The organism is Kitasatospora cineracea, assembly GCF_003751605.1.
Classification (GTDB): Bacteria; Actinomycetota; Actinomycetes; order Streptomycetales; family Streptomycetaceae; genus Kitasatospora; species Kitasatospora cineracea.
This window is the reverse complement of the sequence record NZ_RJVJ01000001.1, coordinates 1,331,014-1,352,346: the sequence shown is the minus strand read 5'-3', so window position 1 is coordinate 1,352,346 and position 21,333 is coordinate 1,331,014. Positions and strand designations below refer to the sequence as shown.

Annotated in this window: 18 protein-coding genes; 8 read left to right on the top strand and 10 right to left on the bottom strand. The window is 74.3% G+C overall.

Annotation, left to right across the window (positions count from 1 at the left end; translation table 11 throughout):
• Window positions 1–25 precede the first annotated feature (25 nt).
• Genes EDD39_RS06110 through EDD39_RS06095 form a run of 4 tightly spaced genes read left to right on the top strand, consistent with a single transcriptional unit; the run spans window position 26 to window position 3,605 of the window.
• A complete protein-coding gene (locus EDD39_RS06110) occupies window positions 26–1,057 on the top strand; it encodes an ABC transporter ATP-binding protein (protein WP_123553800.1) in 1,032 nt (343 codons plus the stop codon).
• The gene (locus EDD39_RS06105) at window positions 1,054–1,950 is read left to right on the top strand and encodes an ABC transporter permease (protein WP_123553797.1); all 897 of its coding nucleotides are present in this window, start codon (window positions 1,054–1,056) and stop codon (window positions 1,948–1,950) included. The genes EDD39_RS06110 and EDD39_RS06105 overlap by 4 nt, the downstream gene beginning before the upstream one ends.
• A gap of 9 nt (window positions 1,951–1,959) precedes the next feature.
• Window positions 1,960–2,877: an ABC transporter ATP-binding protein gene (locus tag EDD39_RS06100; protein ID WP_030459514.1), complete on the top strand. Its 918-nt coding sequence runs from the start codon at window positions 1,960–1,962 to the stop codon at window positions 2,875–2,877.
• An 11-nt stretch (window positions 2,878–2,888) separates the two neighbouring features.
• Complete coding sequence (locus tag EDD39_RS06095; protein WP_123553795.1) at window positions 2,889–3,605, top strand: ABC transporter permease; 717 nt, start codon at window positions 2,889–2,891, stop codon at window positions 3,603–3,605.
• 128 nt (window positions 3,606–3,733) lie between these two features.
• Here EDD39_RS06095 and EDD39_RS06090 read toward each other — a convergent pair whose 3' ends face one another.
• Both EDD39_RS06090 and EDD39_RS06085 read right to left on the bottom strand, forming a co-directional pair.
• Entirely contained in the window at window positions 3,734–5,041 is a 1,308-nt protein-coding gene (locus tag EDD39_RS06090) for a CynX/NimT family MFS transporter (RefSeq protein WP_123553793.1), read from the bottom strand.
• Between the two features lie 142 nt (window positions 5,042–5,183).
• Entirely contained in the window at window positions 5,184–5,903 is a 720-nt protein-coding gene (locus EDD39_RS06085) for a FadR/GntR family transcriptional regulator (protein WP_123553791.1), read from the bottom strand.
• 297 nt (window positions 5,904–6,200) lie between these two features.
• Here EDD39_RS06085 and EDD39_RS06080 point away from each other — a divergent pair, with 297 nt between their 5' ends.
• From EDD39_RS06080 to EDD39_RS06065, 4 genes are all read left to right on the top strand, one after another.
• The gene (locus EDD39_RS06080; RefSeq protein ID WP_162869950.1) at window positions 6,201–6,602 is read left to right on the top strand and encodes a peptidase inhibitor family I36 protein; all 402 of its coding nucleotides are present in this window, start codon (window positions 6,201–6,203) and stop codon (window positions 6,600–6,602) included.
• A gap of 70 nt (window positions 6,603–6,672) precedes the next feature.
• On the top strand, window positions 6,673–7,380 hold the full coding sequence (locus tag EDD39_RS06075; protein WP_123553787.1) for an ABC transporter ATP-binding protein: 708 nt from the start codon (window positions 6,673–6,675) through the stop codon (window positions 7,378–7,380).
• Entirely contained in the window at window positions 7,377–9,860 is a 2,484-nt protein-coding gene (locus EDD39_RS06070; RefSeq protein WP_123553785.1) for a hypothetical protein, read from the top strand. The genes EDD39_RS06075 and EDD39_RS06070 overlap by 4 nt, the downstream gene beginning before the upstream one ends.
• Window positions 9,861–10,101: 241 nt before the next feature.
• Entirely contained in the window at window positions 10,102–11,904 is a 1,803-nt protein-coding gene (locus EDD39_RS06065; protein WP_123553783.1) for an LCP family protein, read from the top strand.
• A gap of 162 nt (window positions 11,905–12,066) precedes the next feature.
• On the opposite strand, the gene EDD39_RS06060 is transcribed toward EDD39_RS06065, so the two are convergent.
• The 8 genes from EDD39_RS06060 to EDD39_RS06025 all read right to left on the bottom strand — a co-directional run bounded on the left by EDD39_RS06060 (window position 12,067) and on the right by EDD39_RS06025 (window position 21,305).
• A complete protein-coding gene (locus tag EDD39_RS06060) occupies window positions 12,067–12,882 on the bottom strand; it encodes an HAD family hydrolase (RefSeq protein ID WP_123553781.1) in 816 nt (271 codons plus the stop codon).
• A 29-nt stretch (window positions 12,883–12,911) separates the two neighbouring features.
• Window positions 12,912–14,192: a serine--tRNA ligase gene (gene serS / locus EDD39_RS06055; protein ID WP_123553779.1), complete on the bottom strand. Its 1,281-nt coding sequence runs from the start codon at window positions 14,190–14,192 to the stop codon at window positions 12,912–12,914.
• Window positions 14,193–14,893: 701 nt separating this feature from the next.
• Window positions 14,894–15,829, bottom strand: a complete 936-nt coding sequence (gene pheA / locus EDD39_RS06050; protein WP_123553778.1) for a prephenate dehydratase — start codon at window positions 15,827–15,829, stop codon at window positions 14,894–14,896.
• A gap of 127 nt (window positions 15,830–15,956) precedes the next feature.
• A complete protein-coding gene (gene efeB / locus EDD39_RS06045; RefSeq protein ID WP_123553775.1) occupies window positions 15,957–17,198 on the bottom strand; it encodes an iron uptake transporter deferrochelatase/peroxidase subunit in 1,242 nt (413 codons plus the stop codon).
• The gene (locus EDD39_RS06040; RefSeq protein ID WP_341869287.1) at window positions 17,195–19,306 is read right to left on the bottom strand and encodes a FixH family protein; all 2,112 of its coding nucleotides are present in this window, start codon (window positions 19,304–19,306) and stop codon (window positions 17,195–17,197) included. Before EDD39_RS06040 ends, efeB begins: the two co-directional genes overlap by 4 nt.
• 33 nt (window positions 19,307–19,339) lie before the next feature.
• Window positions 19,340–19,816, bottom strand: a complete 477-nt coding sequence (locus tag EDD39_RS06035) for a copper chaperone PCu(A)C (protein ID WP_123553771.1) — start codon at window positions 19,814–19,816, stop codon at window positions 19,340–19,342.
• Window positions 19,813–20,493, bottom strand: a complete 681-nt coding sequence (locus EDD39_RS06030; RefSeq protein WP_030920248.1) for an SCO family protein — start codon at window positions 20,491–20,493, stop codon at window positions 19,813–19,815. The genes EDD39_RS06035 and EDD39_RS06030 overlap by 4 nt, the downstream gene beginning before the upstream one ends.
• Before the next feature lie 86 nt (window positions 20,494–20,579).
• Window positions 20,580–21,305, bottom strand: coding sequence for a YcnI family copper-binding membrane protein (locus EDD39_RS06025; protein WP_123553769.1), 726 nt, complete (start codon window positions 21,303–21,305; stop codon window positions 20,580–20,582).
• Between the last annotated feature and the right edge of the window lie 28 nt (window positions 21,306–21,333).

Here is a 21,333-nt window from a genome sequence, read left to right as displayed (position 1 = left end):
GAGGTGGTGGTGCACGGCTACGTTGATGACCGTGTCCACAGTCATCAAGACGGACGGCCTCACCAAGAGGTTCCCCCGGGTCACCGCGCTCGACCGGCTCACCGTGGAGGTGGAGCCGGGCGTGGTCGGCCTGGTCGGGGCGAACGGTGCGGGCAAGTCCACTCTCATCAAGATCCTCCTCGGGCTGTCCCCGGCCACCGAGGGCACCGGACAGGTGCTCGGCCTGGACATCGCCACCCAGGGTCCGGCGATCCGCGAACGCGTCGGCTACATGCCGGAGCACGACTGCCTGCCGCCGGACGTGTCCGCCACCGAGTTCGTGGTGCACATGGCCCGGATGTCCGGCCTGCCGGCCGCCGCGGCCCGCGAGCGCACCGCCGACACCCTGCGCCACGTCGGCCTGTACGAGGAGCGCTACCGCCCGATGGGCGGCTACTCGACCGGCATGAAGCAGCGCGTGAAACTGGCCCAGGCGCTGGTCCACGACCCGCAGTTGGTGCTGCTGGACGAGCCGACCAACGGCCTCGACCCGGTCGGCCGGGACGAGATGCTCGGGCTGATCCGCCGGATCCACTCCGACTTCGGCATCTCGGTGCTGGTCACCACCCACCTGCTGGGCGAGCTGGAGCGGACCTGCGACCACCTGGTGGTGATCGACGGCGGCAAGCTGCTGCGCTCCTCCTCCACCGCCTCGTTCACCGGCAGCACCCAGCTGCTCGCCGTCGAGGTCACCGACCACCCGTCGGACCGCACCTTCGACGCCGACGCGGTGCTGACCGAGCGGCTGGCCGCGGCCGGCCTGACCGTCCGCGCCGACGGCAGCCGGATCCTGCTGGTGGAGATCACCGGCGACGAGACGTACGACACCGTCCGCGACACCGTGGACGACCTCGGCCTGGGCCTGATCCGGCTGGAGCAGCGCCGCCACCGGGTCGCCGAGATCTTCAGCACCCGGTCCGACGAGGACGAGCACGGCGAGCACGGCGGACCCGGGCACGGGCAGGAGCACGGGGCCGCCGCGTACCAGGCCGCGGCCGCAGGAGGCGAGCAGGCATGACCACCCCCGCCGACGCCCACAGCGGCGTCATCCACGACATCGGCTACCGCCCGTACACCGGCCCGCGGTTGGGCCGCCGGTACGCCACCCGTTCGCTGTACGTGCAGAGCCTGCGGGCCGCGTTCGGCCTGGGCCGCTCCGGCAAGTCCAAGGTGCTGCCGTTCCTGCTGCTGGGCGGGATGGCCGCGCCGGCCCTGGCGATGCTGGCGATCGCGCTGTTCGCGCACCTGGACAAGATGCCGATGGACTACGCCGGCTACCTGTCCTCGTTCGCCGTCCTGCCGCAGATCTTCCTGGCCGCGCAGGCCCCCGTGCTGATGTCTCGGGACCTGCGGCACCACGTCGTCCCGCTGTACTTCTCCCGCCCGGCCACCCGCGGCGACTACGTGGCGGCCAAGTTCACCGCGATGTTCAGCGCGCTGATGATCGTGCTGGCCTCCCCGCTGCTGCTGCTGTTCATCGGCGCGCTGCTGGCGAAGTTCCCGCTCGGCGACAACCTGCTGCACCTGCTGTACGGCCTGTTCGCCGCCGTCCTGTACGCGCTGCTGTACGCCTCGCTCGGCCTGCTGATCGCCGCCGCCACCCCGCGCCGCGGGTTCGGCGTCGCCGCGATCATGGGCACCCTGATGATCACCCAGGCGCTGGCCTCGATCGTCTACGCGCTGAACGGCGGCTTCGACCCGGTCCGGCAGGAGTCCGCCTCCTGGGCGTTCGTGGTCTCGCCGTCCACGCTGGTGGAGACCCTGGTCAACCAGCTGTTCGGCCTGGGCGACAACGGCGCCGTCAACCTGCACGCCCCCGGCGGGGCCGGCGCGGCGGTGTTCGCGGCCGTGCTCGTCGCACTCACGGCCGGCGGCTACGCGCTGATGCTGCGCCGCTACCGGAACGTCTGAGAGGCAGCCATGGCCGTCATCACCATCGACAAGGTCTCCCGCTGGTTCGGCAACGTGGTCGCCGTCAACGACGTCACCATGACCATCGGCCCCGGCATCACCGGCCTGCTCGGCCCCAACGGCGCCGGGAAGTCCACCCTCATCCACATGATGAGCGGCTTCCTCGCGCCCTCCTCCGGCACCGTCGCCCTCGACGGCGCCCCGATCTGGCGCAACCAGGAGGTCTACCGGGAGATCGGCCTGGTCCCGGAGAAGGAGTCGATGTACGACTACCTGACCGGCTGGGAGTTCGTCCTCGCCAACGCCGAACTGCACGGCCTGGCCGACGCAGGCGCCGCCGCCGAACGGGCGCTCGCCCTGGTCGAGATGGAGTACGCCCAGGAACGGCAGACCGGCACCTACTCCAAGGGCATGAAGCAGCGCGTCAAGATGGCCTCCGCGCTGGTCCACGACCCCTCGGTGCTGCTGCTCGACGAACCGTTCAACGGCATGGACCCGCGCCAGCGCCTGCACCTGATGGAACTGCTGCGCCGGTTCGGCGCCGACGGGCGCACCGTGCTGTTCTCCTCGCACATCCTCGAGGAGGTCGAACAGCTCGCCCGGCACATCGAGGTGGTGGTGGCCGGCCGGCACGCCGCGTCCGGCGACTTCCGGGAGATCCGGCGCCTGATGACCGACCGCCCGCACCGCTACCTGGTGCGCTCCAGCGACGACCGGCAGCTCGCCTCCGCGCTGATCGCGGACGGCTCCACCGCGGGCATCGAACTCGACGCCGCCGAGAAGGCCCTGCGCATCCAGGCGATCGACTTCCAGGGCTTCACCACCCTGCTGCCCAAGGTCGCCCGGCAGGCCGGCATCCGCCTGTACACCGTCTCCCCGGCCGACGAGTCGCTGGAAAGCGTTTTCTCGTACCTGGTCTCGTCCTGAAGGGCCCACCGATGAACACCACCGTCGCCCGGCTCACCGCGCGCGGCCTGTTCGGCCGCCGCCGGGTCCTGGTCCTGCTGGCCGTCCCGGTCCTGCTGCTGGTCCTGGCCGTGATCGCCGCCAACAGCACCCTGGACAAGCTGGACCTCGCGCACAACGTGCTGGGCAGCCTCGCCCTGGGCACCCTGGTGCCGATCACCGGCCTGATCGTCGGCACCGGCGTGATCGCCACCGAGATCGAGGACGGCTCGATCGTCTACCTGCTCGCCAAGCCGCTGCCCCGCTGGAAGATCGTCACCACCAAGCTGGCCGTCGCCGTCGCCAGCACCTGGCTGCTCGCCGCCGTCCCCACCTACGTGGCCGGCCTGATCCTGTACGGCAGCGCGGACGGCGTGGCGCTCGGCTACGGCGTCGGCGCGCTCGCCGCGGGCGCCGCGTACAGCGCGCTGTTCCTGCTGCTGGGCGTGCTCACCCGGCACGCGGTGATCGCCGGCCTCGCCTACGCGCTGATCTGGGAGAGCCTGATCGGCAACTACGTCGAGGGCGCCCGCACCCTCTCCGTCCAGCAGTGGGGCCTGGCCCTGACCAAGGCGGTCGCCGCCGACGGCACCGTCATCGCCCCCGTCGGCCTGGCCACCGCGGTCTGGCTGCTGATCATCGTCGCGGCGGGCGCCACCGCCTTCGCCTCGGTCAAGCTGGCCGGACTCACCCTCGGCAGCGAGGAGTAGCTCCGGGCTGCGGGCTGCGGGCTGCGGGCTGCGGGCTCAGGGCTGCGGGCTGCGGGCTCCGGGCCCCGGGCACGCGAAGGGGCGGGAGAGGTCACCGAACCTCTCCCGCCCCTTCGCGTGCCCGCCCGCTACACCGTCCGGTTGCGGCCCGCGCCCCAGCCGGCCACCGCCGCGACCGCGGCCAGCACCAGCAGCACCAGCAGCGTCGCGTCCCAGCCGCCGGTCAGTTGGTGCAGCGCACCCGCGCCGACCGGGCCGGCCGCCGCCACCATGTAGCCCACCGCCTGGCTCATCCCGCCCAGCCGGGCCGCGCCCAGCACGCTGTCGGTGCGCAGCACGATGAACGCCAGGCCCAGGCCCAGCGAGCCGCCCTGCGCCAGGCCCAGCACCGTCGCCGAGAACCACGCCCCCGACACCGGCGCCAGCAGCAGCCACAGCACGCCCGCACCGTTCAGCGCCGCCATCACCAGCGCCAGACCGCGCTGCCGGGTCATCCGGCCCGCCAGCAGCGGCACCAGGAACGCACCGGCCACCTGCACCAGGTTGCTGAACGCGAACACCAGGCCCGCCTCGCCGCGCGGCATCCCGTGGTCGGCCAGGATGGTCGGCATCCACGCCACCAGGGTGTACACCAGCAGCGAGGAGATGCCCATGAACACGCTGATCTGCCAAGCCAGTCCGGACTTCCACGGGCTGGTGCCGGTCTCCTTCGACAGCGCCGCCGCGGCCGCCGGGGCCACTGGAGCCGCCTGCGCGCCCCGGACCTGCGCCGATGCCGACGCCGCCGCCGTCACCGCCACGGTCCGTTCCTGACGGGCCTTCAGCACCTGCGGCAGCCAGGCCACCGCCGCGACCAGCGCCAGCACCGACCAGGCGCCCAGCGAGGCCTGCCAGCCGCCGCCCAGCGCGTGCTCCAGCGGCACCGACAGGGCGGCCGCCATGGTCGCGCCGACCAGCATGGTGGTCGAGTAGACGCCGGTCATGGCCGCCGCCTTCTGCGGGAACTCGCGCTTCACCAGGCCCGGCATCGACACGTTCAGCACCGCGATCGCCACCCCGATCACCACGCAGCCCGCGTACAGCGCCGCCACCGACGGCAGCACCCGCAGCAGCACCCCCGCCCCCAGCGCCAGCACCGCGCCCAGCACCACCCGCTCGGTCCCGAACCGCCGGGTCAGCCGCGGGGTGAGCGGCGCGCCCACCCCCTGGAACAGCACCGGCACGGTGGTGATCAGCCCGCTCGCGGTGGCCGACAGGCCGAAGGTCCGCTGGATCTCCACGACCATCGGCGACACCGCCGCCAGGCAGGCCCGCATGTTCAGGGCCACCAGCACGATCCCGACCAGCAGCAGGACGGGGTGGGCGTACTTGGTGGCGGCGGTTCGGCGGCCGACCCTCGGTTCGAGGGCGGGCTGCACGGCACGGGTGACCGACATGGCGGGGCTGACTCTCTGTACGGGGGTGGAAGAAAAGTGAAAGGGTGTAACGGAACTGACGGCCCATCACGAAAGCGTCAAGGCATCACGTCAGCGACAGCACATCGCACCGGTGATACCGCCTGGCCGGACCGACCGGGCGTTACTTCCGCGCGGCGATCTCGGCGAGCAACTGCTCCACCGCCGCCGTCGGCTCCGCCAGCAGCGCCCGACAGGCCGTCTCGGCCCGCTCCGGGTCCCGGCTCTCGATCGCGTCGACCAGCGCCGCGTGGGTGGCGATCACCACCTCCGGCATCTCCTGGTCGCCGAACGCGGTGCGCATCGACTCCCGCACCGAGGCCCCGAAGTACCGGTACACCTCGGTCAGTGCCGGATTGTGCGCCGCCTCCACCACGGCCGTGTGGAACTCCAGGTCGTGCTCGACGGTGGCCTCCCGGCCGGTCCGCTCCGGGTGCGCCGCCATCACCGCGGCCTCCCGCTCCAGCGCCGCCCGCATCCGGGCCAGGTCCTCCGCGGTGTGCCGCTCGGCGGCCAACCGCGCCGCCTCGGTCTCCAGCGCGGCCCGCACCTCCAGCACGTCCCGCACCCCCGACCGCTGCACCCCGCGCAGCACCGCCGCCGGATCGCTCGTCGACCGGACGAACGTCCCCTCCCCCTGCCGCGACACCAGCATCCCCGCGTGCACCAGCACCCGGATCGCCTCCCGCACCGTGTTGCGCCCCACCTGCAACCGCTCCGCCAACTCGTGCTCGGTCGGAATCCGCGCCCCCACCGGCCAGACCCCGGACGCCAGTTGCTCCCGCAGCTGCTCGATCGCGGCATCCACCAACGACCGCCGCCCCGCCGCCTGCAACCCCTCCACGCCCGGACTCCTCTCCGCACTCACCGATCGACCGGCCGGCCGGCCGGCCGACACCAGTCATCCTACAACCTCTTGCCCGGTCATCCTACAACTGGGCGACCGGACGGGGTTTGGGGTGCTTCTTCACGATTTATTGGGCCATGGGGAGCTAATGCCAGTGATTTCCGAGAATCGAGAATCTCATATCCTTCCCCCTCTTCCGGAATTCGGATTCCGCTGTGCCCTGTCGCCCCGTGGGCTAGTGTCCTTGTCGGCGCCGGCGCGGTGCCGGTGCGAAACGGTTCAATGGGGGTAGAGATGAAATCGGTTCGACACCGCACGGTCTCCCTGCTGCTGACCGCGGCTTTCGGGGCGGGAATTCCGCTGGTGACCGCCCCGGACGCGCTCGCCGCCTCCGGGGACTGCGCGAGCACGGACGTCTGCCTCTTCGACAACGAGAACTACACCGGTTTCATGTTCGCGCGCGATGCGTACTGGGACCAGCAGGTCGCCACCTGGAACCTGTCGGTGGCCGGCTTCAACGACCGGATGTCCTCCTGGATCAACAACGGCCCGCACGACGCCAGGTGGTTCTGGGGGGCGAACGCCACCGGTGGCAGCGAGTGCATGAACAGCTCCTCGCGCAACTCGTACGTCGGCTGGTACGACAACGACGAGGCGAGCAGCATCCAGGTCTACACCGACGCGGGGGCCTGCTGACCTCGGTCGGCATTTCGGCGGGCCGCCCCGGCGGGGCGGCCCGCTCCACACGTGGGGGACAGAGGGTCACATGGCAGGGATCAGAATTTCGGGCGCCCGCCGGACGTACGGTTCGAGCGGCGGGGAAGTCCACGCGGTCGACGGAATCGATCTGAAGATCGCCGACGGAGAATTCGTCGTCCTGATGGGCGCGAGCGGTTCGGGGAAAACCACGCTGCTCAATCTGATCGGCGGGCTGGACCGGTTGTCGGCGGGCCGGCTGGAGGTGTGGGGGACGGATCTCGCCGGACTGTCCGAGGCCCGGCTGGCCGGGCTGCGGATGACCTCCATCGGCTTCGTGTTCCAGGAGCTGAACCTGCTGCCCGAGCTCACCCTGCAGGAGAACGTCGCCCTGCCGCTGGAGGGCGCGGGCGTGCCCCGGGCCGAGGCCCGCCGCCGGGCCGACGAGGCGCTCGCCCGGGTCGACCTGGCGGAGCTCGGCCCGCGCTTCCCCGACGAGGTGTCCGGCGGCCAGCAGCAGCGCGCCGCGATCGCCCGCGCGGTGGTCGGCGAGCGCCGCCTGCTGCTCGCCGACGAGCCGACCGGCGCGCTCGACTCGGCCACCGGCACCCAGGTGATGCGGACCCTGCGCGAACTGTGCGACTCCGGGGTGACGGTCGTCGTCTCCACCCACAACCCGGCCAACGCCCAGTACGCGGACCGGGTCGTCCGGATGCGGGACGGCCGGATCGACGGGATCACCGCCGGGAACTCCGCCACCACCGGGCGGTCCGCGTGAGGGCACCGCGCGAGACGAACCTCTGGCTGGCCTGGCGCCTGGTCATCGGCCGCGGCTGGCGGCGCTTCACCCTGGTGGCGCTGTTCGCCGTCCCGGTACTGCTGTCGGCAGCGTCCCTGCAGGTCATCGGCATGCTGAACCTCACCGGCGAGCAGAAGGTCCGGTCGCAGCTCGGCGGCGCCGACCTGTCGGTGACGGCACCGGGCGGCGGCCCGTCCGGCCCGGCGGTCCTGCCCGTCCCCCCGGCCGGGGCCGGCCAGGTGCTCCAGGGCCGGTCCTCGCCCGCGTTCCCGCTGGTGCTCTCCGGGACGACCCAGCAGGTCGGCTACCGCGAGACCGACTGGTCGAGCCCGCTGGCGTCCGGCCTGCTGCGCACCCTGACCGGGCGGCTGCCGGCCGCCGCCGACGAGATCGTCCTCTCCCGGACGCTCGCCGAGGACAACCACCTGGGGCCCGGCGACAGCGTCGTCTTCCCGTGGGCCCCGGCGTCGGCGAAGGACGCCCGGGTCGTCGGCACCGTGGAGGACCCGACCGCCTACCGGGCGCGGTTCGCGGCGGGCGGCCCGGGCCTGTTCGCCCGGTGGGACGACCACGGCCACGGCGCGCTGCTCGGCCTGGCCACGACCTGGCTGGTGAAGACCGACCCGGCGACCGGGACGGGGCTGGCGAACGCGGCCCGCGGCCGCCGCTGGCAGGTGGTCACCCGGGCCTCGCTGTCCTCCGCCCGCACCCTGCTGGACGCCCAGCCGGGGCTGCTGGCGGTGCCGGGGGCGGCGATCGTGCTGTTCGGCGCGGCGGCGGCGTTCAGCCTCCGGATGCGCCGCCTGAACCGCCAACTGGGCCTGCTGTCCGCCGTCGGCTTCAGCGGGGACCGGCTGGTGCGGCTGGCCCGGACGGGCGGGGCGGCGGCCGTGACGGCCGGCACCGCCGCGGGCCTGGTCGGCGGCGTCCTGCTGGGGCAGGCGGCCCGGCCGCTGGTCCGGCAGGCGGTCCAGCGCGACCTGGGCGCCTTCTCGCTGCCGTTCACCGCGCTGGGGCTCCTCGCGCTCGGCGCGGTCGCCAGCGGCGTCGCCGGGATCTGGCTGCCCACCCGGGCGGCCCGGACGTCCTCGGTGCGCGAGCGCCTCACCCGGGCGTCCCGCCCGACGGGCCGGTCGCGCCGCCGCACGGTGGTGGCCGTCACCGGCGCCCTCGGCGGCCTCGCCCTGCTGTTCGCCGCGGCCCAGGACGCCGGTGTGGTCGGAGCGGTCGGATCGGTGCTGCTGGTCGCGGCCGCCCTCGCGGCGCTCCCCGACGCCCTGCACCTGCTGGCCCGGTTCGCGGCCCGGCTCCCGCTGTCCGGCCGCTTCGCCCTGCGCGACCTGGACCGGGAGCGCCGCCGGCCGGTCGCCGCGATCGCCTCCAGCGCGCTGGCCGTGGTCCTGGCGGTCGGCGCGGCCACCTTCGTCGCCTCGCAGACCGAAAGGGACCGCACGAGCTACGTCGGCTCGCGCCACCTCGACCAGGTCGAGGTCCCGCTGCGCTACACCGAACCCTCGGCGGCCGTCCTGGCGGCCTTCCGCGGCGCGGTCGGCGACACGGTGCCGGTGGAGGCCGTGCAGAGCGTCGTACCGAAGGGCGCGGGCCCCAGGACGGAGGGCAACCGCCTCTCGGTGCCCAAGGCCGTGCTCCGGGCGGGCCCGCTCCAGCCCGGGATCGTCGCGGTCGTGGACACCGGGGCCCAGTTCCGCGACCTCACCGGCCGGACGCCGACCCCGCGCGAGTGGGCGGCCCTCACCGGGCAGCGGGTCCTGGTCCTGGACCCCGACCTCCCGGACGGGCTCACCGGCGCGGTGCTGTACGCGCAGACCCGGCGCGAGGACCCCGGGCTGCAGGTGGCTGTCGACACCGTGCGGTCCGACCCCGTCGATCCGGCCACGCTGGTCCAGGCGAAGGCCGTGATGACCGGTGCCGCAGCCCGGGCGAAGGACCTCGACGTCTTCACCGACGGCTACCGCGCCACCCTGCCCGCCACGCCGCCCGCGGACCTGGAGGAACGGCTCGGCCGCGCCCTCGAACCGCTCGGCGTCCCCACCTCCGACCTGCACGTCGAACGGGGCTACCGACCGCCGCTGCCCGCCCGCTGGTCCGTGATGCTCACGATCGGCGCGGCCGTCGCCCTGCTGTCCGCGATGACCGCCGTGGGCGGCGCCGCCCAGGAGCTCCGCCCGCGCCTGCTGCTGCTGCGCGTCATCGGGTTCCCCGGCGGCGTCCAGCGCAGGGTGCTGGCGGTGCAGGCGGCCGTCATCGTCGGCCTGGCGATGCTGATCGGCACCCTCGGCGGCTGGCTGGTGGCGGGCAGCCAGCTCTGGCCGCAGCACGTCCCGGTCGTCCTGCCCTGGCCCCTGGTCCTCGCCACCGCGCTCGGCGTCACCGCCCTCGCCGCGGCCGCCGCCGCCGCACTCCGCCCCCGCACCGGCACCCGCCTGCGCGAACGCTGAACCCCGCCCCTGGGGTCCCGCTCCACCGCCCCGGCGGCGTTGTGCGGCTCACACCCCGCGGAGGGAACCGACGGTCCGCGTACGGGCGTTCCAGTGCTCGGAGTGGTGCCCCGGGCAGTGACCCGGAAATGATCCCTTTGTATGCTCCGCTCTCCGGCTTCATCCGTCCGCCGCACCGATCCGGGGCGGACGGAGCGGTGGCAGAGGCGCCCGACGGCAGCCTCCGGTGAAGGGTGCAGGTATGACAGGCCAGAGGGCGGGGTCGTCGGGCGAGGACCCCGGGTGGTGGGAGAGCCTCCCGCCGCAGGGCGACGGCTACCGGCAGGACGCCCCCCAGCGTGACGACGCACCCGCGCCGCACATCCCGCGCCACCGCTCCGCCGACCACGACACCCCCGCCAGGACGCCGGCCAGAACCCCCGCCCGGACCCCGGCCCGGGGCCGCACCGACGCCCAGGCCCGGGGCAGCGCCGGAGCCGGCGCCCCCGCAGCGGCCGGCGGCCGGGCCGAGGCCCGCCGGGCCGCGCAGGGCGGCGGACGGGCGGCCGCCGCGGCGGGCCGCCGCAAACCCCGCCGGACCAGGCGGATAGTCGTCTGGAGCCTGGTCGGCACCAGCCTCGCCGTGGTCGGCACCGGCGGTTTCCTCTACTGGCGGCTGAACGCCAACCTCTCCTCCTGGGACAGCGCGGGCGTCAGCGAGAGCCGCCCGCCGGAGGCGCAGGCCGACGCCAACGGCAACAAGCCGATGAACATCCTGCTGATCGGCTCGGACTCGCGCGACGGCGCGAACAAGGACCTCGGCGGCGGCGACGAGGGCGGCGCCCGCTCCGACACCACGATCCTGTTGCACGTCTACGCGGACCACAAGCACGCCGTGGGCGTCTCGTTCCCCCGCGACGCGCTGGTCAACGTCCCCAAGTGCATGCTGCCGAACAAGAGTTGGACCAAGGACCAGCCCAACGTCATGTTCAACAGCGCCTTCTCGGTGGGCAACTTCAAGGACGGCAACCCGGCCTGCACCCAGAACACCGTGGAGAAGCTCACCGACCTGCGGGTCGACCACACCATCGTGGTGAACTTCGAGGGCTTCGCCGCGATGACCAAGGCGGTCGGCGGCGTCGAGGTCTGCCTCCCCAACGACATCTACGAGCGCGACATCAACCCCAACCTGCCGCGCAAGGGCAAGCTGATGTACCCGAAGGGCGTCCAGAAGGTCGAGGGCCAGGCCGCGCTGGACTACGTCCGGCTGCGCCACGGCATCGGCGACGGCTCCGACGTCGGCCGGATGCAGCGCCAGCAGGCGTTCCTGTCGTCGCTGATCAAGCAGGTCAAGTCGAACGGGATGAGCCCGACCAGCCTGTTCCCGCTGGCCGACGCCGCCACCAAGTCGCTGACGGTGGACGAGGACCTGGACAGCGTGCAGAAGCTGACCGACCTGGCGATGACGCTCAAGAACATCGACCTGCACGACATCAAGTTCCTCACCACCCCCTGGCACTACCAGGGCGAGCGGATCGGCCTGAACCACCCCGAGGTCGACCAGCTGTGGGCCTCGCTGAAGGCCGACCGCACCCTGGACGGGCAGGACGCCAGCGCGGGCAGCGCCGCCCCGAGCCCCGACCCGGCCGCGCCCACCGCGACCCCGGCGCCGCCCGCGGACGGCACCGGCGTGAAGGTCGCCGTCTACAACGGCACCACCACCGGCGGGCTCGGCACCAAGGCCGCCGCGACGCTGAAGGCCGCCAACTACACCGTCACCTCGACCGGCAACGCGCCCAGCCAGAACCACGCCACCACGCTGGTGCAGTACGGCTCGGCCGGGCAGAAGGCGCACGCCGAGGCGGTGGCCGCGCTGTTCCCCGGCTCGACCGTCGAGGCGGGCGGCGGCGCGGGCGTCACGCTGATCCTCGGCAAGGACTACGCGGCCACCGCCCCGGCGGCCGGCACCGCCACCACCACCGACCCGGGCCCGGTCGCCTCCAAGGTCGCCGAGGACGCCCGCTCCGCGGACGACGACGCCTGCTCCAACCTCGCCTACGGCTGACCGCAGGGCTCCTGACGGGCCGTCAACGACCCGTCAGCGGCCCGTCAACGGCCCGTCAGCGCCCGCCGGAAGCGCGAAGGGGACCGGGCACCCGCCCGGCCCCCGCGCCGCGTCACGACCCGCCCGGCGCCGTTGCGGCGCCCGCCGAGGGCCGTGAGCGCCTCAGCCCAGCCCGAACACCCGGTCCAGCACCACGGCCACGCCGTCCTCGTCGTTGCCGACCGTCACCTCGTCGGCCACCGCCCGCAGCTGCTCGTGCGCGTTGCCCATCGCCACGCCGTACCCGGCCCAGCGGAACATCGGGACATCGTTGGGCATGTCGCCGAAGGCGATCGTCTCGGCGGCGGTGACGCCCAGCCGGCGGGCGGCCAGCGAGAGGCCGGTGGCCTTGGTCAGGCCGAGCGGGAGGAGTTCGACGATGCCCGCGCCGGCCATCGTGATGCCGACCAGCTGCCCGGCCACCGACCGGGCGGCGTCGGCGAGCTGGTCGTCCGTCAGCCCGGGGTGCTGGATGTACAGCTTGCTGACGGGGGTGGCGAGCAGCTGGTCGGGGGCGACCTGGCGGAGCGGCAGTTCGGTGCCGATCCGCAGCTTGTAGCCGGGCCCGGCGAGCACCTCGCCGTCCAGGCCGTCCTGGTTGGCGGCGACGGCGAGCGGGCCGACCTCGGCCTCGATCTTGGCGAGGGCCACCGCGGCCAGCTGCCGGTCCAGGGTGACGGAGGTGAGCAGCTTGTGCGCGCCCGCGTCGTAGACCTGGGCGCCCTGCCCGCAGACCGCTATCCCGGTGTACCCGATCTCGTCGAGCACGGGCCTGGTCCAGCCGGCCGAGCGGCCGGTGACGATGATGTGCTTGGCCCCGAGCGCGGTGACCGCGCCCAGGGCCTCGCGGGTCCGGGCGGAGACGATCTCGGCGCTGGTGAGCAGCGTCCCGTCGAGGTCGGTGGCGACCAGCCGGTAGGGCAGGGGGGCGGTGCTCATGGCGCGGAGTGCTCCTGGACGAAGGGGTGTTACCGGGCGGCGACGGGCTCCAGCACGGCCTTCCCGCCGAGGAACGGCCGCAGTGCCTGGGGGAGGACCACCGAGCCGTCGGCCTGCTGGTGGTTCTCCAGCAGCGCGACGATCACCCGGGGGACGGCGACCAGGGTGCCGTTGAGGGTGGCGAGCGGGCGGACGCCGTCGGCGTCGCGCATCCGGATGGAGAGCCGGCGGGCCTGGTACTCGGTGGTGTTGGAGGTGGAGGTGACCTCGCGGTACTTGCCCTGGGTCGGGACCCACGCCTCGATGTCGAACTTGCGGGCGGCGGAGGCGCCGAGGTCGCCGGAGGCGACGTCGATCACCCGGTAGGGCAGCTCCAGCGCGTTCAGGAAGTCCTTCTCCCACTGGAGCAGGCGGCGGTGCTCGGCCTCGGCGTCCTCGGGGGTGGTGAAGACGAACATCTCCACCTTCTCGAACTGGTGGACCCGGATGATGCCGCGGGTGTCCTTGCCGTAGGTGCCGGCCTCGCGGCGGAAGCAGGAGGAGAAGCCGGCGTACCGGAGCGGGAGCCGCTCGGCGTCCAGGATCTCGTCCATGTGGTAGGCGGCGAGCGGGACTTCGCTGGTGCCGACCAGGTAGCGGTCGTCGTCGGCGAGGTAGTAGACGTTCTCGGCGGCCTGGCCGAGGAAGCCGGTGCCGTCCATCGCGGCGGGGCGGACCAGCGCGGGGGTGATCATCGGGGTGAAGCCGGCCGCGGAGGCCTGCGCCATCGCCATGTTGACCAGGGCGAGCTCCAGCAGCGCGCCGGGGCCGGTCAGGTAGTAGGAGCGGGCGCCGGCCACCTTGGCGCCGCGCTCGGTGTCGATCGCGCCGAGCAGCTGGCCGAGTTCGACGTGGTCGCGGGGCTCGAAGCCCTCGGCGGCGAAGTCGCGCGGGGTGCCGATCTCCTCCAGCGTGACGAAGTCCTCCTCGCCGCCGACCGGGGCGGCCGGGTCGAGCAGGTTGGCCAGCGAGCGCTGCAGCCGCTCGGCCTCCTCCTTCGCCTCGCCCTGCGCGGCGTCGGCGGCCTTCACCTCGGCGGCCAGCTCCTTGGTGCGGGCCAGCAGGGCGGCCTTCTCCTCGCCCTTGGCGGCGGCCACCCGCTTGCCGAGCTGCTTCTGCTCGGCGCGCAGCTCGTCGAAGCGGGTGCCGGACGCGCGGCGGCGTTCGTCGGCGGAGAGCAGGGCGTCGACCAGGTCGACGTCCTCACCACGGGAGCGCTGCGAGGTGCGCACTCGCTCGGGGTCTTCACGGAGCAGGCGGAGGTCGATCACGGGCTCCAGCCTACCGGTGGCCGGGGGCGGGTTCCGGGACGCCGCCCGGCCCGGCCGGGGGCGGGTTCCGGCCGCCGGGCGGTTCGTGGTGTTGTGCTGCCTTCTGGGGCGGAATGTGGCATTCTGTCCCGGGCCGGTCGGGAAAGGGGCCGGGGAGACTCCGCCCGGGCCTGGGGATAACCCGGCTCCGCCTGTGGATAACCCCGGTGGACAACTCCGCCCGGGGCGGGTTATCCACAGGTTCGCGCCCGGGCCTGTGGACAGGGGAGAACCGAAGGTCCGCAGGCGTCCGAACCGGGAATTCCAGGTTTCAAACCTCGATTCGGCTTCTCGAGTGAGGGAATTCGCTCGCTCGCCCAGGTGATTTGTCGGCGCAAGGGCGACTCTGGTCCGATAAGTCCATTCCGCGCCCCTAGTAGATGATCTGACCGGCACTGGGGGTTTCTTTACCGTTTTGTCGACTCACGCCGGGCCCTGTGGATAACTGCCCGTCAGCTGGGGACAACCGCCCCTGTGGATGCCGCCCGCCGCCCTGTGGATGAACCGCCCCGCCCGCCGCGGCGCCCGGGGTGGCCGGCCGCACCGCAGGTGAACGGGGTTCGGCCGGGCAGGTGACGGGCGGGAGGGACGGAAATGAACGGAACGGGACCGCGTACGGTCCCGTTCCGGCCGGAATCACCCCCGTGCGCCCGGGGGCGCGCTCAGAGTTCCCCGCGCCCGTCCAGGCAGCGCGAGAGCCAGTCCGCGGCGTTGGCGAAATCCAGGTCCGAGGTACCGGCCCGCAGCGGCGCCGAGGTGCCCTGGTCGGCCCGCGGGTAGGAGCCGAGGAAGCGCACCTGCGGGCAGATCCGCTTCAGGCCCATCAGCGCCTCGCTGACCCGCCGCTCGCTCAGGTGCCCCTCGCAGTCGATCAGGAAGCAGTAGTTGCCCATGCCCTCGCCGGTCGGCCGGGACTCGATCCGCATCAGGTTGATCCCGCGCACCGCGAACTCCTGCAGCAGCTCCAGCAGCGCGCCCGGGTGGTCCTCCGGCAGCCACACCACCATCGAGGTCTTGTCCCAGCCGGTCGCCGAGGACACCCGCCCGGGACGCCCCGCCAGCACGAACCGGGTGGTCGGCGACGCCACGTCGTGGATCTCGTCCGACAGCACCTCCAGCCCGTACAGCTCGGCCGCGAACGCCCCCGCCACCGCCGCGTCGTAGCGGCCGTCCTGGACCAGCCGGGCCGCCTCCGCGTTGGACGCCGCCGACTCCCACTGCGCGTCCGGCAGGTTCGCGGCCAGCCAGTGCCGCACCTGCGGCTGGGCCACCGGGTGGCCGCTGACCGTCTTCACGTCCGGCAGCGAGGTGCCGGGCCGCACCAGCACCGCGAACGAGATCGGCAGCAGCACCTCGCGGTAGATCATCAGCGGGCTGCCGTTGATCAGCTCGTCGCTGGTGGTGGTCACCGCGCCGTCCACCGAGTTCTCGATCGCCACCATCGCGCCCGCGGCCTCGCCCGCCCGCACCGCGTCCAGCGCCGCCGACACCGACGCCACCGGCGTCAGCTCCCGGGTCCCGGCCTCCGGCAGGGTGCGCAGCGCCGCCTCCGTGAAGGTGCCCGCGGGCCCGAGGTAGGTGTAACGGGTCGCCGACATGACCGCCTCCGAACGAACAGCGAGTGTGCATGGCCCGAAGGCCGATCCGCCTTCACCCTAGCCACTTCCGCGGCCCGGCCCGGCCCCGTTCCGCACTCCGGGCAGCGGCCCGGACCCCTGTCCGGGCTCAGCCCTCCAGCAGCGGCTGCCCCACGTACCCGCCCTCGGGCGCGCCCGGCGGCACCGCGAACAGCGCGGACGCCTCGTGCCGCAGGTAGCGGGACAGGCCGTCGCCGCGCGCCAGCCGCTGCTGGACCGGGACGAAGCCGTGCGCCGGGTCGGCCTGGTACGCGGCGAACAGCAGCCCGGCGTCGGGGGAGCCGTCGGGCAGCAGGCCGTCGTGGAAGGAGAAGCCGCGGCGCAGCATCGCCGCCCCGCCGTTGGAGGCCGCCGCGGCGACCCGGACGTGCGCGTCGGGGGCGATCCGCAGGACGCCGTCCGGGTCGGTGGCGGCCAGGTCGACGGGGGTGCGCTCGACCGCGTCGGGCCCGCCGGACAGCGGGGCGCCGTCGCTCTTGCGGCGGCCGATGATCCGCTCCTGCCTGTCCAGCGGCAGGGTGTCCCAGCCCTCCAGCAGCATCCGGATCCGGCGCAGCACCGCGTAGCTGCCGCCGGCCATCCAGTCGGGGCCGGTGGCGAACACGGCGGCGTCGAAGCCGGCGTCCTGCGGGCGCGGGTTGTTGGTGCCGTCGACCTGGCCCATCAGGTTGCGGCCGGTCATCGGGTGCGGCGTCGCGCCGGGCGTCCGGGCGAAGCCGGACATCAGCCAGCGCGGCGCGGCCAGCCCGGTGGCCAGCCGGACCAGCACCCGCAGCGCGTGCACCGCGACCAGGGCGTCGTCCGCGCCGATCTGCACCCACAGGTCGCCGCCGGAGCGGGCCGGGTCCAGCGCGTCGCCGGGGAAGGCGGGCAGCGCGGCCAGCGCCTCGGGGCGGCGGTCGGCCAGGCCGGCCTTGTCGAACAGGGTCGCGCCGAAGCCGAAGGTGACGGTCAGCGAGCTGGGTCCGGCGTCCAGCGCGATCTGGTTCTCGCCCTCCGCGGCCGGCTCGCCGGCCGCCATCCGGGCGGCCGCCGCCGACCAGGTGCGCAGCAGCGCGGCCAGCCCGTCCCGGCGGGTGCTGGACAGCAGGTCGAACGCCGCCCACTCGACCCGGGCCTGGGCCGGTTCGACGATCCCGGCCTGCCGGGGGCCGTGGAACGGCACCCGGGCCCCGCCCAGCGCCGCCCCCGCGTCCGCCGCCGGGGCCTGCGCCCAGGCCCGCCGGCCCCAGGCCCCGCCGGCCGCGCCCACCGCCAGTCCGGCCCCGGCCCCGCCGAGCACCGCCCGCCGGGACGGCCCGGCCGGCCGGTCGACCGCCCGGCCGCTCACGGCCCGACCTTCAGCTGCCGGGTGGCGGTGACCTGGTCGATGTCGGAGGAGCGGACGGTCACCGACACCACCCACATGCCGTTCAGCGGGAGCTGCGCGGTGCCGGTCCAGCTGCCGGTGCCCTGCGGCTGCAGGGTGACGGGGAGCGGGCCGAGGTCGCGGTCGGGGAGGGTGAACGCGAGTTCCAGCTCCGGGACTTCGGCGGGCCGGCCGGTGGAGTCGGCGAGCTTCAGGGTGACCTGGTTCGGGCCGGTGGCGACCGGTTCGACGGTGACGGTCGCGGTGCCCTTGGCGTTGGGGGTGCGGCCGCCGGTGTCGTAGGGGAGCTTCAGCTCCTCGGTCCGGCCGGGCGCCGCCGGGGCCCCGGCCCCGGCGGCGGGGGCGGCGGGCGCGGCGGCGACGGCCCGGGCGACGCGACCGGGCGGGGAGTTGGTCAGCATGGTGGTGACGACCAGGACCAGGACGGCCACCGAGGTCTCCACCACCACGCTGCGGCGCAGCCCGGCCCGGGCGGGGGAGCCCGCCGCGGCGCGCTCGCCCCGGGCGCGGTCCCGCAGCGCCCGCTGCCGGGCCAGCTGGACGGCCCGCGCCGGGTCGCCACCCCCGGCGGTGCTCTCGCCCGCGCCCCCGGCGGTGCTCTCGCCCGCGCCCACCGCGGCGCTCTCGCCCGCGCCCCCGGCGGTGCTCTCGCCCGCGCCCACCGCGGCGCTCTCGCCCGCGCCCCCGGCGGTGCTCTCGCCCGCGCCCACCGCGGCGCTCTCGTCGGCCCGGGCCTCCTGCGGCGCCCCGGCGCTCTCGTCGGCGGTGCGCAGCCGGGCCGTCCAGGCGCGGGAGATCCAGGCGACGCCGAGCATCGCCGCCACGCAGCCGACCTTGATCAGCAGCAGCCGCCCGTACGAGGTGTCGACCAGTGCGCTCCACGAGCCGAGGCCGCGCCAGGACTGGTAGACGCCGGTCGCCACGAGGGCCGAGACCAGCCACAGGGCGAGCTTGGAGAAGCGGTCGACGGCGGCCGCGGGCAGGCCGTGGCGCAGGCCGACGACCAGCACGGCCAGGCCGCCGAGCCAGCCGGCCATCGCCAGCAGGTGCAGGGCGGCCAGCGGCAGCGCGAGGGCGACCTGGATGCCGACCGCGGAGTGGTCGGCGCCGACCCAGGTCGCGGTCAGCGCCAGGGCGAGGGCCAGCCCGGCCAGGCCGAGGCCGAGCCGGGCGTCGCGCTGCGGGGCCTCGGCGGCGGCCCGCTCCAGCCGGCGCAGCTCCGCCTCCTCCTCGTCCTCCGGTTCGTCCGCGGGCTCCGGGGCGGTGGGCTTCGGCTGCGGCGTGCCCAACTGGCCGACCAGCAGCGACAGGAAGACGCCGGCGGCGGCGAGCAGCAGCAGCCGGGCGGCCAGCGCGGTGCCGATCCGCTCGTCCAGGGTGGCGCGCACCAGCGACAGGTCGAAGGACTGCCCGAGGCCGGTGCCGCGCTCGTACGGGCCGCGCAGCAGCAGCACGGCGACGGTGGACAGCAGCAGCGCGACCCAGCCGGTCATCAGCAGCCGCTGCACGCCGCGCACGGCCGTCCCGCCGGGCCACACCACGAGCACGAACGCGGCGGCGCCGGCCAGCAGCGCGAACGCCGCGTAGGCGACGGTGCGGGCGGTGCCGTAGGCGAAGGCGACCGCGCCCTGCGCCTCGGCGCCCTGCACGGCGGCGGCGTTCACCGAGGTGTCGGAGGGCGCGCCGATGGAGAAGGTGAACGCGCCGCCGACGGGGTGGGAGTCCTCCGAGACGGCCCGCCAGGCCACCGTGTAGGTGCCGTTGCCCAGGCCGGACCGTAGTGCCACCCGGGCGGTGGCGGACCTGCCGTCGACGTGCTCGGGCTTGCCGTCGTCGACCGCCTTGCCCTGCGGGTCGAGCACCCGCACCGAGTCGGCGGCCAGCGAGACGCCCTCGCTGAAGGTCAGGGTCACCGCGCCGGGCGCGGCGGCCACCACCGAGCCCCGGGCCGGGTCGGTGCCCTCCAGGGTGGCGTGCGCGGACGCCGCCGTCGCCCCGCCGAGCACCAGTGAGAGCGCCGCCACCAGCACCGCCAGCAGCGCGCCCAGCCGCCGCCTCGCCCCTGTCACCACGTGCGTGCCTCTCCTCGTCGCCATCGCCGATCAGCTACCCGGACGGTACGTCAGCGGTTTCACCGGAACCTTGACCACGACCCGGCCCGCCCTGGCGAACTCCAGGTCCAGCTCCAGCTCGTCGCCCAGCGCGGGCTGCTTCGCCCAGTCCATGATCATCAGGTGTGCGCCGCCGCGGGCCAGGTCCAGGGTGCCGCCGGCCGGCACCGGCATCTGTTCGACCTGCTCCATCGACGTCTCGGTCGAGCGGTGCATGGTCACCGACCCGGCGGCCGGGCTGCTCACGCTCACCAGGGTGTCCGCCCCGCCGCTGTTGCGGACCGTCAGGTAGCCCGCGCCCATCCCGTCGGGCGTGGCGGGCAGCGGTATGTACGGGTCCGCGACGGTCAGCTTCGGCGCGCCGCCCGGCCCGCCGGAGGACTGGTGCGCCACCGCGACCGCGCCCACCGCCAGGGCGGCGGCCAGCCCCGCCCCGACCAGCGCGCCGCGCCGGAACGCCCGGCTCACACCGCCACCCCGTTCGCCATCAGCTCCAGGTCGTGCCGGTAGACGTCGATCGAGGTGCCCGCCATGTACAGCAGGTGCGCCTTGTCGTCGCCGGGCAGGAACGCCAGCACCTGCGCGCCGTGGGTGGAGGTGACCGCGCCCTTGGCGTCCACCACCGGGTCCTCGACCAGGATGCCCAGCGGCTTGGCCGCGGCCTTCACCTTCGCCAGGTCGCCGGTCATCCCGACGAAGTCCTTGCCCATCGAGTCCAGCCAGGTCCGCAGCACCTGCGGGGTGTCCCGCTCCGGGTCGGTGGAGACGAACACGACCGCCAGCTTCTCCCGCTGCTCGGGGGTCAGCTTCGACATCGCCACGCCGATGTCGCCCATCGTGGTCGGGCAGACGTCCGGGCAGCTGGTGTAGCCGAAGAACAGCAGCACGGTCTTGCCCGCGGTCCGCGCCCGCAGGTCGTACGGCTGCCCGGAGGTGTCGTCCAGCACCAGGTCCGGCTTCTCGAAGTTCTTGCTCAGCACCGTGCCCCGGTACTGGCTGGTGGACGCCTTCTTGCTGACCTTCGCCGCCCCGGAGTCCTGGGTGCCGCCCCCGGACGAGGAGCAGGCGGACAGCGCGAGCGAGGCGCCGAGGACGAGGGCGGCGGCGGTCAGGAGCCGGGGGCGGGTGCGGCGGAGGGAGGCCAAGGGACTTTCCTGTTCGTGCGGGGAGCGGGCGCGGAGGGACGGAAGGGTGCCGGGGCGGGGCCTGCGCGGCCCCGCCCCGGCCGGGGTCAGGACTGCGCGGAGCGGCGGCGCAGCCCGGCCACGCCGAGCGCCGCGCCGACCACGCCGACCACGATGCCGACCACGCCCAGCGTGCGGGCGGTCGAGTCGGAGGACTTCGCACCGGCCACGGCCTGCTGCGCGCCGGCCGAGTCCGTCGAGTGCTGGTCGGCGGCGGTGGTGGCGCCCGCGGCCTTGGTCAGCTTCAGCGCCGGGGCGGGCTTGGACGGCTCGGGCTGCCCGTCCTTGGCCTCCTCGATCCAGCGGACCACGTCGCCGTTGTCGTACGTCTGCAGCGCCTTGAAGACCAGCGTGTCGGTGTCGGTCGGCAGCGCGCCGAGCGAGACCGCGAAGTCCTGGTACTGCCCGGGCGCGATCTTGGTGCCGTCGTTCGCCGTCCAGGTGATCTTCGAGACGGCCTCGGTGATCTGCTGGCCGTGCGAGTCCAGCGGCTTGTCGAGCTTCGACTTCTCCAGCACGGCGGTCCAGCCCGGGACGGGCTGGGTGCGCACCGAGGCCATCGGGTGGTCCAGCGGCAGGTTGACCTCGACCTTCACGGTCGAGGCGGTGTCGCTCTCGTTCGGCACCCGGAACGCCACGGCGCTGTAGCCGCCCTGCTGGACACTGCCCGGCTGGACGGTGACGTGGGCGAAGGCGGGCACGGCGGACGCCAGCAGGGCGCCGGCCGCCACCGCGAGCGCGCCGAGGGAACGACGGGCGGTAAGCGAACGCATCAGGGGACTCCTGAGGAAAGGGGCCGCG